The organism is Paraburkholderia sp. GAS32, assembly GCF_050434225.1.
In the GTDB taxonomy this organism is placed as follows: Bacteria; Pseudomonadota; Gammaproteobacteria; order Burkholderiales; family Burkholderiaceae; genus Paraburkholderia; species Paraburkholderia madseniana.
Genome location: NZ_JBNPVS010000008.1, coordinates 186,622 through 201,357, shown reverse-complemented (window position 1 = coordinate 201,357; position 14,736 = coordinate 186,622). Strand labels below are relative to the sequence as shown.

The window sequence follows — 14,736 nt, the reverse complement described above, 5'->3', positions numbered from 1 at the left end:
GCACTCAGCTTTCTGCCATCCCGCTTACAGCCCGAGCTGGCGCTTCATCTCAGCCCGCTTCTGATTCAGGCCCGTCAGCTCCGCAAACTCCTCCGGCGTGTGCCGGGATTGCCGCGAAAGCTGCTCGAGGCGATCGCAGTAAGCGTCGTATCGCATCTTCAGAATCGCCGCTTTCAACTCCTCTCCGACGATCCGTTCCTGCTCGCGCCGTTCCTCGATGACGGTCGCATCCTCCGGGTCCTTCAGCAGCAAATCCCGGACGTTTTCATCATAGTCTAGAATTTTGCGAAAGATTTCCTCGAAAGTTGGGGCATTTGCGCCGTTTCGCAACAGGTCGGACAGCAACTGAAACTCCGCCGAATCGCCCAGCGCGCGCGCATGCGTCGTCACTTCTTCGAACAGCTCGCCGTGCCGCGTGACGCTCAGAAGCGCCTGTTCGGCTTCCTCGTCGAGCACCGCCACGGTCCGCGGATACATCACCAAATTACGCAGCGTCTTTTCTTCGATCCCGGTCACACTGCGCCGGTCCTTGCGGGCCGGCGCCGATCGGGCGGCCGCCGCGATCCGGGCGTCGACTTCGCATAAAGCGGCCACTTCCTCGAACGGCACGTCGAGCCGGTCGGCAAACATATGCATGATCTGCGCGCGCAGCGCATTCGCGGGCAGCTGCTGCAGCAGCGGTTTCGCGTCGAACAGCGCACGGGCGCGGCCTTCCGGCTGATCCAGCTCCTTGCCGGCCAACACCTCGTTCAGCATGAACTGCGACAGCGGCATGGCACGCTCGACCTGCTCGGCGAACGCTTCTGTGCCGAATTCACGCACGTAGCTGTCCGGATCGTGCTCGGACGGCAGAAACAGGAACCGGATGGTCCGGTTGTCCGCCGCGTGGGGCAGGCAGGCGTCCAGCGCACGGCGCGCGGCGCGGCGCCCCGCCGAATCGCCGTCGAAGCTGAAGATGACCGTATCGGTCTGGCGCATCAGTTTCTGCACATGAATCGGTGTGCAGGCCGTGCCGAGCGTGGCGACCGCGTTCTGGAACCCCAATTGGGCCAGCGCGACCACGTCCATATAGCCTTCGACCACCAGCACGTAATGCTGTTCACGAATCGCCAGACGGGCCTCGAAGAGCCCGTAAAGCTCGCTGCCTTTGTTAAATAGAGGCGTTTCCGGCGAATTCAAATATTTGGGTTCGCCGCCGTCCAGCACGCGCCCGCCGAAGCCGATCACCTGCCCTTTCACATTCCGTATCGGGAACATGATCCGCTCGCGAAAGCGGTCGTACCGGCGGTTCTGACCTTGTGCGTCCGACTTTTCGCTGACGATCACGAGACCGGACTCGACCAGCGAATCATCCCGATAGTTGGGGAAGGCCGGTTCGAGGTTCTGCCAGCCGTCCGGTGCATAGCCGAGGCCAAAACGGGCGGCGATCTCGCCGGTCAGACCGCGTTTCTTCAGATACTGGATCGCGACCGGCGCGCCACGCAACTGCTTGCGGTAGAAATCGCAGGCGGTCTGCATGACATCGGACAGCGCCGTGGTCACCGCCTTGGACGCACCCGGCGAATACCCGCCGGAGCCGCCACCGCCGCCATAGCCCGGCGAAGGCTCGTTCGGCACGGTCAACCCGACCGATTGCGCGAGTTCGTTGACCGCCTCGGGGAACGTGGACCCAACGTGCTCCATCAGGAAGCCGATGGCCGTACCGTGCGCGCCGCAGCCGAAGCAGTGATAGAACTGTTTAGTCGGACTAACCGTAAACGAAGGGCTCTTCTCGTTGTGAAACGGGCACAGCCCCATGAAGTTCGCGCCGCCCTTTTTCAACTGCACGTACCGGCCGACCACGTCGACGATATCGACGCGGTTGAGCAGGTCCTGCAGGAATGACGGTGGAATCACAGTGAATGACGCTACCTAAAAAGCTCAAGGCTGTGCGCGCCGTCGAACAACGGCACGCGCAGACCGGAAATACAGGAATTACTTCGCGAGCGCGGCTTTGACTTGCGCCGAGACAGCGGTCATGTCGGCGCGACCGGCCAGCTTCGGCTTGAGCACGCCCATCACCTTGCCCATGTCCTGCGGGCCCGCAGCGCCGGTTTGCGCGACCGCGGCCTGAACTTCGGCAACGATCTCCGCTTCGGACATCTGCGCCGGCATATAGGCGGACAGGATGGCCAGTTCGGCCTTTTCCTTGTCGGCGAGGTCCGTGCGGCCAGCAGCTTCGAACTGGCTGATCGAGTCTTTGCGCTGCTTGATCATCTTGTCGATGACGGCGATGATCGCCGCGTCGTCAAGGGTGACGCGTTCGTCGACTTCGCGTTGCTTGACCGCGGCGAGCAGCAGGCGGATCGTGCCGAGACGCTCGGTCTCACGCGCCCGCATGGCCGCTTTCATGTCGTCGTTGATCTGGTCCTTGAGGCTCATCACTCACCTGAATGCGTTGAAAATTTAAAAACCGGCCGCTTACGGTACCAATGCGCCGCATCCAACACAAACGCCCGCTTGGGACTGCTTCCTCAAGCGGGTTGGCGCAATTTTGCGTAGTGGATGCGACCCTGCCGGCTGGCCCGAAGGGCCGTGTTTTCCGCGATGGCACCTGCTGTGCCGTCACCGTTGGATGTCGCCGCTCCGTTCGACGGGAACCGCGGCAACGCCAGAATCAGTAGAACTTCTTTGGCAGCATCTGGCCACGCAGACGCTTGAAATGACGCTTAACCGCAGCCGCCTTCTTGCGCTTGCGCTCAGCCGTAGGCTTTTCGTAAAACTCCCGGGCGCGAAGTTCCGTTAGCAGCCCGGTTTTCTCCATCGTGCGCTTGAAGCGGCGCATGGCAACTTCAAACGGCTCGTTGTCTTTTACGTGGATGGTCGTCATTTTTCAATAACGGAACTTTGTAAAGGTTCAGGAGTATAGCAGAGCTTTCTCACAAAGCTATTGCGCCGTCAAGCCCCTAAAACGTACTCCGCGGACGCCTGGCCGGCCGCCACGCCGGAGGCCCACGCCCACTGGAAATTGTAGCCGCCGAGCCAGCCAGTCACGTCGACCGCCTCGCCAATGAAGTACAAACCCGGCGTGCGGGCGCTCATCATCGTCGCCGACGACAGCTCGCGCGTGTCGATACCACCGCGCGTGACTTCGGCCTTGCGGTAGCCTTCGGTGCCGTTCGGGGTGAGCGTCCAGCGCGACAAGGCCTCACCGACGCGGCGCAGCGTCTTGTCCGGCAGATCGGCCACGCGCACCTCGGCGGGAATCTGGTGGGTTTCCAGCCAGACGTGGGCGAGCCGTTGTGGCACCCATTCCGAGAGCAGATTGGCGATCTGGCGCTTCGTGCCGGTTTTGGCTTCCAGCAACGCGGTGGTGGCGTCCTGCTCGGGCAGCAAATTGATGTGAATCGGCTCGCCGGGCTGCCAGTAGCTCGAAATCTGCAGAACCCCCGGGCCCGACAGGCCGCGGTGCGTGAGCAGCAGGTCCTCGTTGAACTCGGAGCCGGTCTTCTTGTTGCCGGTCGCCAGTTGCACTTCGAGCGACACGCCGGAGAGCGCCGAGAACGGCTCCCAGTCGGCCGGAGCAAAGGTCAGCGGCACCAGCGCGGGGCGGGTGTCGATCAGCTTATGGCCGAACTGCTTGGCGAGGCGATAGGCGAAATCAGTGGCGCCGATCTTGGGGATCGACAGGCCGCCGGTCGCCACCACGAGCGCGCGGGCCGTGATCGGGCCGGAGTGGGTGTCCAGCGTGAACCGTCCTTCGGCATCATGCCGCACCTGGTCGACCGCGAGCGGCGTGCGCCACGCAATGCGGCCCGCGTCGCATTCGTTCTTCAGTACGTTGATGACCGCGTCGCTCGACTGGTCGCAGAACAACTGCCCCTTGTGCTTCTCGTGCCACGTCACGTGATGGCGCTTGAGCAGCGCCATGAAGTCACGCGGCGTATAGCGCGCCAGCGCCGAGCGGCAAAAATGAGGATTGGCCGACAAATAATTGGCCGGTCCGGCATACAGATTCGTGAAATTGCACCGGCCGCCACCGGAAATGCGGATTTTCTCCGCGAGGCGCTGCGAGTGGTCGATCAGCACCACGCGACGGCCGAGTTGCCCGGCCACGGCCGCGCACATCATGCCGGCCGCGCCCGCGCCGATCACTGCGATATCGAAGGATTCCATGGGGCCGCATTGTACCTGCGCGCCTGCGGCTCCCTGCCCGCACTGCTATACTTTCAGGCTTGCCTTTTCACTTTTAGGCGCTGGAGCGGCTTTGCTTCCGTGCCCGCTCCAACCCATCCGCGACCCACCCACCATGCTCGTTCTCGGCATCGAAAGCTCCTGCGACGAAACCGGTCTCGCGCTCTACGACACAGAGCGCGGACTGCTCGCGCACGCGCTGCATTCGCAAATTGCGATGCACCGGGAGTACGGCGGGGTGGTGCCGGAGTTGGCGTCGCGCGACCATATCCGGCGCGCGCTGCCGCTGCTCGAAGAAGTGATGGAGCGCGCCGGCACGGTGCGCAGCGACATCGACGCGATCGCCTATACGCAAGGCCCTGGCCTCGCGGGCGCACTACTGGTCGGCGCGAGCGTGGCGAACTCGCTGGCCATGGCGTGGGACAAGCCGACCATCGGCATCCATCATCTCGAAGGGCACTTGTTGTCGCCGCTGCTGGTGGACGAGCCGCCGCCGTTTCCGTTCGTCGCGTTACTGGTGTCGGGCGGCCATACGCAGTTGATGCGTGTGACGGACGTGGGTGTCTACGAAACGCTCGGTGAAACGCTGGACGACGCCGCCGGAGAAGCTTTCGACAAAACCGCCAAGCTGCTGGGCCTAGGTTATCCGGGCGGCCCGGAAGTGTCGCGGATGGCGGAATTCGGCACGCCCGGCGCAGTGGTCCTGCCGCGCCCGATGCTGCATTCCGGCGACCTCGATTTCAGCTTCAGCGGGCTGAAGACCGCTGTTCTCACGCATGCGAAGAAGCTCGGTGGCGCGAATATCTGCGAGCAGGCGAAAGCGGATCTGGCGCGTGGTTTCGTCGATGCGGCCGTAGAAGTGCTGGCGGCGAAATCGCTGGCCGCGCTCAAACGGACGAAGCTCAATCGGCTGGTGGTGGCAGGCGGCGTCGGTGCAAACCGGCAACTGCGTGAAGCGCTTTCCGCCGCGGCGAAGAAACGCAATTTCTTTGTGCATTACCCCGATTTGTCGCTGTGTACGGACAACGGCGCGATGATCGCGTTGGCCGGCGCGTTGCGATTGCAACGCTGGCCCGATCAATCGGGTAAAGACTATGCGTTCACCGTGAAGCCGCGCTGGGATCTGACGTCCCTCGCGCGCTGAACCCGCAACGAGGCCGCGACGCCCGCCGCTTACCGGGCAAAACGATGACGATGGCAACCCCATAGAAAAAGCCGCTTCGAAAGCGGCTTTTTCTATTCGCGGCAAGCAAGAAGCTAAAGCGTGATCACGCCACCCGCTTATCCCGTTCGATCACTGCATACGCGCTGTGATTGTGAATCGATTCGAAGTTCTCAGCTTCGAGCACATAAGCGACGATGCGCTCGTCTGCATTCAGACGCTGCGCAACGTCACGCACCAGGTCCTCGACGAACTTCGGATTTTCATAGGCACGTTCGGTGACGAACTTCTCATCCGGACGCTTGAGCAAACCCCACAGTTCGCACGAGGCTTCTTCTTCCGCGATACGAACCAGCTCTTCCACCGCCACGTCGCCCACTAGCTCCGCGTTGATCGTGACGTGCGAGCGCTGGTTGTGCGCGCCGTACTGCGAAATCTTCTTCGAGCACGGGCACAGGCTCGTGACCGGCACCAGCACCTTCAGGAACAGACGCGTCGCGCCGTTGCGGGTCTCGCCCGTCAACGTCACTTCGTAGTCGAGCAGACTTTGCACGCCGGACACCGGCGCGGTCTTATTCACGAAGTACGGGAACGACACTTCGATGCGCCCCGCCTCGGCCTCGAGCTTTTCCAGCATCGCGGCGAGCATGGTGCGGAACATGGCCGCCTCGAGCGGCGCCTTGTTTTCTTCGAGCAGCGCGACGAAACGCGACATGTGCGTGCCCTTCTGATCGGCGGGCAGATGCACGTCGAGATTCCACGTGCCCACAGAAGGCTGCACTTCGCCGCTTTGCGTGCGCACCGTCAACGGATGGCGCACTGCCTTGACGCCGACTCGTTGAATCGGAATCTGACGCGTATCGGGCGTGCTCTGCACGTCGGGCATCACAAAGGCGGGATTCATCTGGTTCATATTCTTGTCCTTTCAGGAAACGCCGGGCCGTCCCATGTTTTCCGCTCTACGGGAGTCCCCCGCCTCGAAGGAAACCCCTTCAAGGATTGGAGGATTGCCCCATCGGCGGGTGTCGCAAAACGACACGTTTGAGGGCGCTCAGCGGCCGTGCGAATCAGGTCGCGCAACGGCAAACGCCGGCCCCTGCCGGCGTTGGATGATGGACCCGAAGGTCCATCGACTCAAGTTGGAGATTGCTATGGCCGCTATAGCCGCGGCGTAGCGCACGGCAGTGCAGCTGAACGACTCAGCCAATCCACGGAGCTAAGTGAGGCAACTGAGTGACACAATCAAGCGACGCGCTTCACCGAGGATTGGCCAGCGACCGCACCGCTGGAAAGAAAGCGTTCGCGAATCGACTTGGCGATGCCCGCGGCGTCGAGACCACACGCGGATAGCAACTTGGCCGGATCTCCATGATCGATGAAGCGATCCGGAAGGCCCAATTGTAGTACGGGCCGCATAACCCCACTCTCAAGCAGGGCTTCGACGCAAGCCGAACCCGCGCCGCCCATCACGCAGCCTTCTTCCACCGTGACGATGGCGTCGTGCGTTTCGGCCAGTTGACGGACCAGTTCGGCGTCCAGCGGCTTCACGAAGCGCATGTTCGCCACCGTGGCGTCCAGTTGCTCAGCGGCCGCCAGCGAGGGCGCAACCATCGTGCCGAATGCCAGAATCGCAATCCGCTTGCCGGCCGGTTGCGACGTTTCGCGACGGACCTCGCCCTTGCCGAGCGGCAGCGCCGTCATTTGCTTGACCGTTGCCACGCCCGTGCCGGCGCCGCGCGGGTAGCGCACTGCCGTCGGGTTCGGCTGCTGCAATGCCGTGTACAGCATCTGGCGGCATTCGTTTTCGTCCGACGCAGCCATCACCGTCATGTTCGGGATGCAGCGCATGAATGCCAGATCGTAAGCACCCGCATGTGTGGCGCCGTCCGCGCCGACCAGACCCGCGCGGTCGATGGCGAACACCACCGGCAGGTTCTGCAGCGCGACGTCGTGGATCAGCTGGTCGTAAGCACGTTGCAGGAAGGTCGAGTAAATCGCGACCACCGGCTTCATGCCGTCCGCAGCCAGGCCGCCGGCGAACGTCACTGCGTGCTGCTCGGCGATGCCGACGTCGAAGTAACGATCCGGGAAGCGCTTCTCGAACTCGACCATGCCCGAGCCTTCACGCATGGCCGGCGTAATACCGACCACGCGCGCGTCCAGCTCGGCCGCGTCGCACAGCCATTCGCCGAACACCTGCGTGTACGTCTTTTTCGACGGCGTGGTGGCGGGCTTGATGCCCTCAGCCGGATTGAACTTGCCCGGGCCGTGATACAGCACCGGATCGGCCTCGGCCAGCTTGTAGCCCTGCCCCTTCTTCGTGACGACGTGCAGGAATTGCGGACCGCGCAGTTCCTTGATGTTCTGCAGCGTCGGGATCAGCGAATCGAGGTCGTGACCGTCGATCGGGCCGATGTAGTTGAAACCGAACTCTTCGAACAGCGTAGCCGGCACGATCATGCCCTTCGCGTGCTCTTCGAGCTTGCGGGCCAGATCGAGCATAGGCGGCGCGACGCGCAGCACACGTTCGACGCCCGCACGCGCGGCGGCGTAGAAACGGCCCGACATCAGGCGCGCCAGATGGCGATTCAACGCGCCGACCGGCGGCGAAATCGACATGTCGTTATCGTTCAGGATGACCAGCAGCGGCACGTCGTCTTCGACGCCGGCGTTGTTCATCGCCTCGAAGGCCATGCCGGCCGTCATCGCGCCGTCGCCGATCACGGCGATGCCCATGCGGTTCTCGCCCTGCAGCTTGCTGGCAACGGCCATGCCAAGCGCGGCCGAGATCGACGTGCTGGAGTGCGCGGTGCCGAAAGTGTCGTATTCCGACTCGTCGCGCTTCGGAAAGCCCGAGATGCCGCCGAGCTGACGCAGCGTGTGCATCTTGTCGCGGCGGCCCGTCAGGATCTTGTGCGGGTAGGTTTGATGGCCGACATCCCACACGATCCGGTCGCGCGGCGTGTCGAACACATAGTGCAGAGCAATGGTCAACTCGACCGTGCCGAGGTTGGACGAAAGATGGCCGCCCGTCTGCGATACGCTGTCGAGCACGAAGGCACGCAACTCGTCGGCAAGCGGTTGCAATTGGCGGCGATCGAGGCGGCGCAAGGCTGCCGGGTCGTCGATAGTTTTCAGCAAGTCGTACATCGTCGTTCCATTGTAGGAAAACTTACGCGCCCGCACTTCATACATGCACCCCGTAGCAAAGGTGCGCGGCGGCGGGCTTTCGCGTTCAGCTAACCCGGTTCACCACCAGGTCGGCCAATTCGGCAAGACGCTGCGCGCGCGCACCAAACGGCGCAATCGCAGCGTGGGCGTCGCTGCGCAGTTGCGCTGCGAGCGCACGCGACGCATCCAGCCCAATAATCGACACGTAGGTCGGCTTGCCGTCCTTCGCGTCTTTACCTGCTGTCTTGCCAAGCGTTGCGGAATCGGTCGTGACGTCGAGAATATCGTCGACGACCTGAAACGCGAGGCCTACGGCGGCCGCATACGCGTCGAGGGAACGCATGGCGTCCGCATTCGGCGTTTCGCCCGCCAGCGCACCCATGCGCACCGCGGCACGCAACAAGGCACCGGTTTTCATCCGGTGCATGGTTTCGAGCTGCGGACGCGTCAGCGTATGGCCGACGCTTGCGAGATCAATGGCCTGCCCGCCGCACATGCCGATCGAGCCACTCGCCAAAGCCAGTTCACGCACCAGCGCGGCCTGCTGCGCCGGCGCCAGCACGTCCGACGTCAACGCGACGAATGCCTGCGCTTGCAGCGCGTCGCCGACCAGCAGCGCCGTGGCTTCGTCATACTTGACGTGCACCGTGGGCTTGCCGCGACGCAGCGCGTCGTCGTCCATGCAGGGCATGTCGTCGTGCACGAGCGAGTACACGTGAATCATTTCCAGCGCCGCCGCGGCCGCGTCCAGGCACTCGGCGCGCGCGCCGGTCAGTTCGCCGGCCGCGTGACACAGCAGCGGGCGCACCCGCTTTCCACCGCCCAGCACGGCGTAGCGCATGGCTTCATGCAGTTTGGCCGGCTCAGTCGCTTCCGTCGGCAGATAGTGTTCTAGTGCCGATTCGACACGTTCGAGTACCGAGCGTGTCCATTGTTCGAATGTCATAGGTCGTCCCCGCTTTCAGTAGCGGCTGTGCCTGCGCTATTCATAGGCAGCGGCTTCAGCGTCTCGCCATCGAGCACGCGCACCTGTTGCTCGACCTTCTCGAGCTGCTGCTGGCAAAACGCGACGAGCGCCGCACCGCGCCGGTAGGCGGTGAGCGATTCCTCGAGGCTGAGATTGCCGCCTTCCATGCGCGCCACCAACCCTTCCAGCTCAGCCTGGGCGGCCTCGTAGTTCTCGGGCAACGGCGTGGTATCGACGCCTTCAGCAGGCGCGGCAGCAGTATCTTTCGACGCGGTCTTCGCCATGAATAGTCGCAAAATTAAAACAAGTCGGACATTCTACGGCAAAAGCGACATTTCCGATCCCATCGCCAGCCCGCGCCCCGCCTTTGCCCTTCGCGCCCGACCCTCAGTCTCGCAGAAAAAAAACGATTGGTCTGCGGCGAAAACCTTGAACTTCCTTGACATTTTTGACCCAAATCAGGCACTTAAGCGCCCCGAGGAGGGGGAATCGGGTATAATCGCGGGCTCCCTAAATCGAATCTATCGATGGTTGGGTTGTTCACTGCTTTCACGTCTTCACGGGAGTGGGAATGTCCAATCTGAGCAATGCATTGCAGTTGCGGTCTGTCCACAGCCAGCTGCCAGTCACGGCTTACTTTGACGAAGCGCTTCTAACGCGCGAAATCGACACCCTTTTCAAGAAAGGTCCTCGCTACATCGGCCACGATCTCATGGTGCCCGAAGCGGGAAATTATTTTGCTTTGCCGAGCGAGAGCGAAGGGCGTGTGCTCGTCCGTAACCAGCAGTCACAAGTCGAACTGCTGTCGAACGTGTGCCGCCACCGGCAAGCCATCATGCTCAACGGCCGCGGCCAGACGGAGAACATCGTCTGCCCCCTGCATCGCTGGACGTATGACCTGAACGGCCAGCTCCTCGGTGCACCTCATTTTGCGGATAACCCCTGCCTGAATCTCGGCGCCACGCCGCTGCAGAACTGGCAAGGCCTGCTGTTCGAAGCGCAGGGGCGCGACGTCGCGCGGGATCTGGCACGCCTCGGCACCAAGCAACACTTCGATTTTTCGGGCTTCATGTTCGATCACGTCGAAGTGCACGAGTGCAATTACAACTGGAAGACCTTCATCGAGGTCTATCTGGAGGACTACCACGTCGCGCCGTTCCATCCGGGCCTCGGCAGCTTCGTCAATTGCGACGATCTGACATGGGAGTTCGGCGAGTGGTACAGCGTGCAGACGGTTGGCGTCCACAAGGATCTGGAGCAGCCGGGCAGCCCGACGTACCGTAAATGGCACGACGAAGTGCTGCGCTTTCGCGGCGGCAATCCGCCCGATTTCGGCGCGATCTGGATGGTGTACTACCCCGGCATCATGATCGAGTGGTATCCGCACGTGCTGGTCGTGTCGTGGTTGATTCCGCGTGGTCCGCAGAAAACCACCAATGTGGTGGAGTTCTATTACCCTGAGGAAATCGCGCTGTTCGAACGCGAGTTTGTCGAAGCCGAGCGCGCTGCCTATATGGAAACGGCCCGCGAAGACGACGAGATCGCCGAACGCATGGACGCCGGCCGCCGTGCGCTGATGGACCGCGGCGAATCGCAGGTCGGCCCGTATCAGAGCCCGATGGAAGACGGCATGCAGCACTTCCACGAGTTCTTGCGGCGTGAACTCGGCGCGATCTGATTCGCGCGCGGTCCGCATGCATCGGTGTTTGATGCCGATCCTGGCGCGAACCGCATCAAAACATGGAAGACGGGCTTCGGCCCGTCTTTTTTTGTTTAGACTATCAGTATCGTTCGGCCATTCGCTAACGGCCTCAAGCCGCCGCGTAAGCGCCGCAACCATCTTGCATGGGACTGGAGACGTCATGCCCCACACTCACTACACCACACTCATCTCCGCGACAAACCTCGCGGAACGGCTGGCCGCCGCGCCGGGCAGCGTGTTCGTCATCGACTGCCGTTTCGATCTGGCGGACACCGAGGCGGGCGAAAAAGCCTATCTGGCCGGGCACTTGCCGGGTGCGCACTATCTGAACCTCGATCGTGATCTGTCGGGGCCGAAGAACGGCCACAATGGCCGCCATCCGTTGCCGGATCGTGCAAGGCTGGTGGAAACGCTGGAGTCGCGCGGGCTCAAGCAGGGTCAGCAGGTTGTCGCGTATGACGCGCAAGGCGGCATGTACGCCGCGCGCGCATGGTGGCTGCTGCGCTGGCTCGGCCACGATGCGGTTGCGCTGCTCGACGGCGGACTGCAAGCCTGGGAGGCCGCCGCTCAACCGCTGACACAAGACGCGCCGGCGCAGAATACCGGTGACTTCAAAGCGGGGGCGCCGCTTTCTGTCACCGTCGACGCGCAGACCGTCGAGCGCAATCTCGGCACGAAAGAACGCGTCGTGGTCGATGCGCGCGCGAACGATCGCTATCGCGGTGAAAACGAAACGCTGGATCGCGTCGGCGGCCATATTCCTGGTGCGCTCAACCGGTTCTTCAAGGACAACCTCACCGCCGACGGCCGCTACAAGCCGGCACACACGCTGCGTGAGGAATTCCATGCGTTGCTGGGCGACACGCCGCCGGAACACGTCGTGTTGCAATGCGGCTCGGGCGTGACGGCGTGCGTGAACGCGCTCGCGATGGAGATCGCCGGCATGCATGGCGCGGCGCTGTATGCAGGGTCGTGGAGCGAATGGAGTTCTGATCCGAAGCGGCCGGTTGCAACGGGCCCGAATCCTTAAGCGGCCCATCAAGCGGGACGAATAGCAAAAGGCCGTGGCCGCTTTCCAGCGGCCACGGCCTTTCTTATTCTTTAAGGCGAGCGTATCGACGCACCCTTTGGGCACGTTAGCGACGACATCAAGACGCACCACCGGTCAGGCAAGCGCACGCCCTCAGGAGACCCCATGCTGCTTGAACCACACCAGCGCACGTCGCCAGCCATCCCCGGCATCAGCCTCCTTGTAACTCGGCCGGTAATCCGCGAAAAACGCGTGGCCCGCGTCGTCGTACACGACGAATTGCGAGCCGCGCCCCGCCTGCGGACCCTGCGCGATGGCCTGTTTCATCTGCTCGAGCGTGGCTTGCGGGATGCTCTTGTCTTGGAGCCCATATAAACCCAGTACCGGCGCATGCAGCTCCGCCACCAGGTCAAGCGGATTGGCCGGCGTCATCGCGTTCTTCGCGCCCACTACGCGCCCATACCAAGCCGCGGCAGCCTTCAGCCGGGGATTGTGCTCCGCATACAGCCACGAAATACGCCCACCCCAGCAAAAACCGTTCACACCGAGCCGGTTCAGATCGCCGCCATGTTCGCCGGCCCACATGACGGTCGCATCGAGATCGGCCATGGCCTGCTCGTCCGGCACCTTGCTCAGGATCTGATCGTCGATCTGCTGGATGGTCGGCAGCACCGAAGGATCACCCTCCCGCTCGAACAGGTTCGGGGCGATCGCCAGATACCCCAGCTTCGCAAAGCGCCGGCACACATCGGCGATATGCTCGTGCACGCCAAAGGCCTCATGCACGACGATGATCACTGGCAAATGCGTCTTGCCCTTCGGCTGCGCGCGATAGGCCGGCACCAGCGTGTCGCCCGAACGCACGCCAATCTCGCCGGCTTCAAGACCGTCGCTATCGGTATGGATGGTTTGCGCCGACACCGGCAGCACGGCCGCGGCGAAACCGGTGCCGAGGGCGGCTTTGATGAAGGTGCGTCGATTGAAGGGAACGTGCGGGACCAGGCTGTCGATATCGGGTTTCAGCATGCGGCGCTCCTCGTGTGAAGGTTGGAGGCAACAGGATACGCTTCACCCGCATCCTGTTGCAGATGCAACCTTCTCGAGCGCAGTCAGCCTTCAGTGCAGCTTGACCCGCGGCAGCGTGGTGCGTCGCAACCAGTGCGCGAAGGTGTCGAGCACCATCCGCGCGTAGCCGTGCAGCGCCGCGATATGCAACCGGTACAGCGACATGTACATGAAGCGCGCGAACAGCCCTTCGATCAGCATATTGCCGCCGATCACGCCACCCATCAGATTGCCGACCGCGCTGAAGTGCCCGAGCGACACCAGCGAGCCGAAGTCGCGATAGGTAAATTCAGGCAGCGGCTTATTCTCGAGCCGTGCCGCAAGCGCCTTCATCAGGAAGCTCGCCTGCTGGTGAGCCGCTTGCGCACGCGGCGGCACGTTACGCTCGTTGCCCGGCCATGGGCAAGCGGCGCAATCGCCGAGCGCGAAGATGTTGTCGTCGACTTCGGTTTGCAGCGTGCGGCGAACGATGAGTTGCCCCAGACGGTTGACCGGTAGGCCGTCCAGTTCACTCAGGATGGCGGGCGCCTTGATGCCCGCCGCCCATACCGTCAGATCGGCGCGTACAGTTTTGCCGCTGGCCGTGCGGATCATGCCCGGAGCGACCTCGGCCACCGTCTCGCCGATCATCAGCTTCACGCCGAGCTTGGTGAGCAATTCGGCGGTGGCCGTCGACACGCGCTCCTGCAAGGCCGGCAAAATGCGCGGCCCCGCCTCGATCAGCACGATGCCGACGTCGTGCCGCGGATCGAGCTTATGCAAACCGTACGCGGACAACACCTGGGCCGTATTACGCAACTCAGCCGAGAGTTCGACACCCGTCGCGCCGCCACCGACGATCGCCACCTGGATGCGCGGCTCAGTGGAGGTCGACGACGTGCCCGGGCTCGATTCGACAGGTTCATGCACCTGATGCTCCGCACGCATACAGGCCGCGATCAGGCGTTTGCGGAAGCGCTCCGCCTGGCTGACCGTATCGAGCGCCAGGGAAAACTCAGGCGCACCCTTTACGCCGAAGAACGCCGTGGTGCTGCCGATCGCGATGATCAGCGTGTCGTATTCGAGTTCGCGTGCGGGCAGCAATTCGGCGCCGTCGTCGTCGAGCACGGTACCGAGCGTGAGACGCTTGTTCGCGCGGTCCAGACCGGTCAGATCGCCCTGCTGAAACTCAAAGCCGTGCCAGCGCGCCTGCGCCGCATATTCGAGTTCCTGGGTGAACGGGTCCATGCTGCCGGCGGCCACTTCATGCAACAGCGGCTTCCAGATATGGGTTGGATTACGGTCGACGAGCGTCACTTGCGCGCGCACACCGCCTTTGTTCTTGTGGGGCGAATAGCGGTCGCCTAAGCGCGTCGCCAGTTCCAATCCCCCCGCGCCCCCGCCAACGACGATAAAACGATGCATTGAACTCTCCGTATTTGCCGATGGGTTATGCGTCGCGACGGCGCGCATGAAGCATGAAACGC

Annotated in this window: 13 protein-coding genes; 3 read left to right on the top strand and 10 right to left on the bottom strand. The window is 62.9% G+C overall.

Features of this window, described 5'->3' with window-relative positions; all coding sequences use genetic code 11:
- Window positions 1-24: 24 nt before the first annotated feature.
- From dnaG to P3T25_RS12835, 4 genes are all read right to left on the bottom strand, one after another.
- Entirely contained in the window at window positions 25-1,896 is a 1,872-nt protein-coding gene (dnaG, locus tag P3T25_RS12850; protein ID WP_168435514.1) for a DNA primase, read from the bottom strand.
- Window positions 1,897-1,974: 78 nt separating this feature from the next.
- Window positions 1,975-2,421 (bottom strand): GatB/YqeY domain-containing protein, encoded by a 447-nt coding sequence (locus P3T25_RS12845; protein ID WP_154557900.1) that lies wholly within the window; start codon window positions 2,419-2,421, stop codon window positions 1,975-1,977.
- Window positions 2,422-2,656: 235 nt separating this feature from the next.
- Window positions 2,657-2,869 carry a 30S ribosomal protein S21 gene (rpsU, locus tag P3T25_RS12840; RefSeq protein WP_154557901.1) on the bottom strand — a complete coding sequence of 71 codons (213 nt, stop codon included), beginning with the start codon at window positions 2,867-2,869 and terminating at the stop codon, window positions 2,657-2,659.
- A gap of 68 nt (window positions 2,870-2,937) precedes the next feature.
- Complete coding sequence (locus P3T25_RS12835) at window positions 2,938-4,155, bottom strand: NAD(P)/FAD-dependent oxidoreductase (protein WP_154557902.1); 1,218 nt, start codon at window positions 4,153-4,155, stop codon at window positions 2,938-2,940.
- Between the two features lie 133 nt (window positions 4,156-4,288).
- On the opposite strand from P3T25_RS12835, the gene tsaD reads away from it, so the two are divergent.
- Entirely contained in the window at window positions 4,289-5,317 is a 1,029-nt protein-coding gene (gene tsaD / locus P3T25_RS12830) for a tRNA (adenosine(37)-N6)-threonylcarbamoyltransferase complex transferase subunit TsaD (RefSeq protein ID WP_097394777.1), read from the top strand.
- 124 nt (window positions 5,318-5,441) lie between these two features.
- On the opposite strand, the gene folE2 is transcribed toward tsaD, so the two are convergent.
- From folE2 to P3T25_RS12810, 4 genes are all read right to left on the bottom strand, one after another.
- On the bottom strand, window positions 5,442-6,248 hold the full coding sequence (gene folE2, locus P3T25_RS12825) for a GTP cyclohydrolase FolE2 (RefSeq protein WP_154557903.1): 807 nt from the start codon (window positions 6,246-6,248) through the stop codon (window positions 5,442-5,444).
- Window positions 6,249-6,577: 329 nt separating this feature from the next.
- Complete coding sequence (gene dxs, locus P3T25_RS12820) at window positions 6,578-8,485, bottom strand: 1-deoxy-D-xylulose-5-phosphate synthase (RefSeq protein ID WP_154557904.1); 1,908 nt, start codon at window positions 8,483-8,485, stop codon at window positions 6,578-6,580.
- 85 nt (window positions 8,486-8,570) lie between these two features.
- Window positions 8,571-9,452, bottom strand: coding sequence for a polyprenyl synthetase family protein (locus P3T25_RS12815; RefSeq protein ID WP_054034829.1), 882 nt, complete (start codon window positions 9,450-9,452; stop codon window positions 8,571-8,573).
- Window positions 9,449-9,757 carry an exodeoxyribonuclease VII small subunit gene (locus P3T25_RS12810; protein WP_054034828.1) on the bottom strand — a complete coding sequence of 103 codons (309 nt, stop codon included), beginning with the start codon at window positions 9,755-9,757 and terminating at the stop codon, window positions 9,449-9,451. The genes P3T25_RS12815 and P3T25_RS12810 overlap by 4 nt, the downstream gene beginning before the upstream one ends.
- 287 nt (window positions 9,758-10,044) lie before the next feature.
- On the opposite strand from P3T25_RS12810, the gene P3T25_RS12805 reads away from it, so the two are divergent.
- On the top strand, window positions 10,045-11,151 hold the full coding sequence (locus tag P3T25_RS12805; RefSeq protein ID WP_154557905.1) for an aromatic ring-hydroxylating oxygenase subunit alpha: 1,107 nt from the start codon (window positions 10,045-10,047) through the stop codon (window positions 11,149-11,151).
- Window positions 11,152-11,335: 184 nt separating this feature from the next.
- On the top strand, window positions 11,336-12,205 hold the full coding sequence (locus tag P3T25_RS12800; protein WP_154557906.1) for a sulfurtransferase: 870 nt from the start codon (window positions 11,336-11,338) through the stop codon (window positions 12,203-12,205).
- 153 nt (window positions 12,206-12,358) lie between these two features.
- Here the strand turns inward: P3T25_RS12800 and P3T25_RS12795 are convergent, their stop codons facing one another.
- Together P3T25_RS12795 and P3T25_RS12790 are read right to left on the bottom strand one after the other, a co-directional pair.
- On the bottom strand, window positions 12,359-13,231 hold the full coding sequence (locus P3T25_RS12795) for a dienelactone hydrolase family protein (protein ID WP_429358189.1): 873 nt from the start codon (window positions 13,229-13,231) through the stop codon (window positions 12,359-12,361).
- A 90-nt stretch (window positions 13,232-13,321) separates the two neighbouring features.
- On the bottom strand, window positions 13,322-14,674 hold the full coding sequence (locus tag P3T25_RS12790) for an NAD(P)/FAD-dependent oxidoreductase (RefSeq protein WP_154557908.1): 1,353 nt from the start codon (window positions 14,672-14,674) through the stop codon (window positions 13,322-13,324).
- Window positions 14,675-14,736 lie beyond the last annotated feature (62 nt).

What these genes read in the sequence shown, in the direction of transcription:
- P3T25_RS12795 (WP_429358189.1), bottom strand. Translation starts at nt 13,231, where the DNA reads ATGCTGAAACCCGATATCGACAGCCTGGTCCCGCACGTTCCCTTCAAT.
- dxs (WP_154557904.1), bottom strand. Translation starts at nt 8,485, where the DNA reads ATGTACGACTTGCTGAAAACTATCGACGACCCGGCAGCCTTGCGCCGC.
- folE2 (WP_154557903.1), bottom strand. Translation starts at nt 6,248, where the DNA reads ATGAACCAGATGAATCCCGCCTTTGTGATGCCCGACGTGCAGAGCACG.
- P3T25_RS12815 (WP_054034829.1), bottom strand. Translation starts at nt 9,452, where the DNA reads ATGACATTCGAACAATGGACACGCTCGGTACTCGAACGTGTCGAATCG.
- P3T25_RS12835 (WP_154557902.1), bottom strand. Translation starts at nt 4,155, where the DNA reads ATGGAATCCTTCGATATCGCAGTGATCGGCGCGGGCGCGGCCGGCATG.
- P3T25_RS12810 (WP_054034828.1), bottom strand. Translation starts at nt 9,757, where the DNA reads ATGGCGAAGACCGCGTCGAAAGATACTGCTGCCGCGCCTGCTGAAGGC.
- P3T25_RS12790 (WP_154557908.1), bottom strand. Translation starts at nt 14,674, where the DNA reads ATGCATCGTTTTATCGTCGTTGGCGGGGGCGCGGGGGGATTGGAACTG.
- tsaD (WP_097394777.1), top strand. Translation starts at nt 4,289, where the DNA reads ATGCTCGTTCTCGGCATCGAAAGCTCCTGCGACGAAACCGGTCTCGCG.
- P3T25_RS12800 (WP_154557906.1), top strand. Translation starts at nt 11,336, where the DNA reads ATGCCCCACACTCACTACACCACACTCATCTCCGCGACAAACCTCGCG.
- P3T25_RS12845 (WP_154557900.1), bottom strand. Translation starts at nt 2,421, where the DNA reads ATGAGCCTCAAGGACCAGATCAACGACGACATGAAAGCGGCCATGCGG.
- rpsU (WP_154557901.1), bottom strand. Translation starts at nt 2,869, where the DNA reads ATGACGACCATCCACGTAAAAGACAACGAGCCGTTTGAAGTTGCCATG.
- P3T25_RS12805 (WP_154557905.1), top strand. Translation starts at nt 10,045, where the DNA reads ATGTCCAATCTGAGCAATGCATTGCAGTTGCGGTCTGTCCACAGCCAG.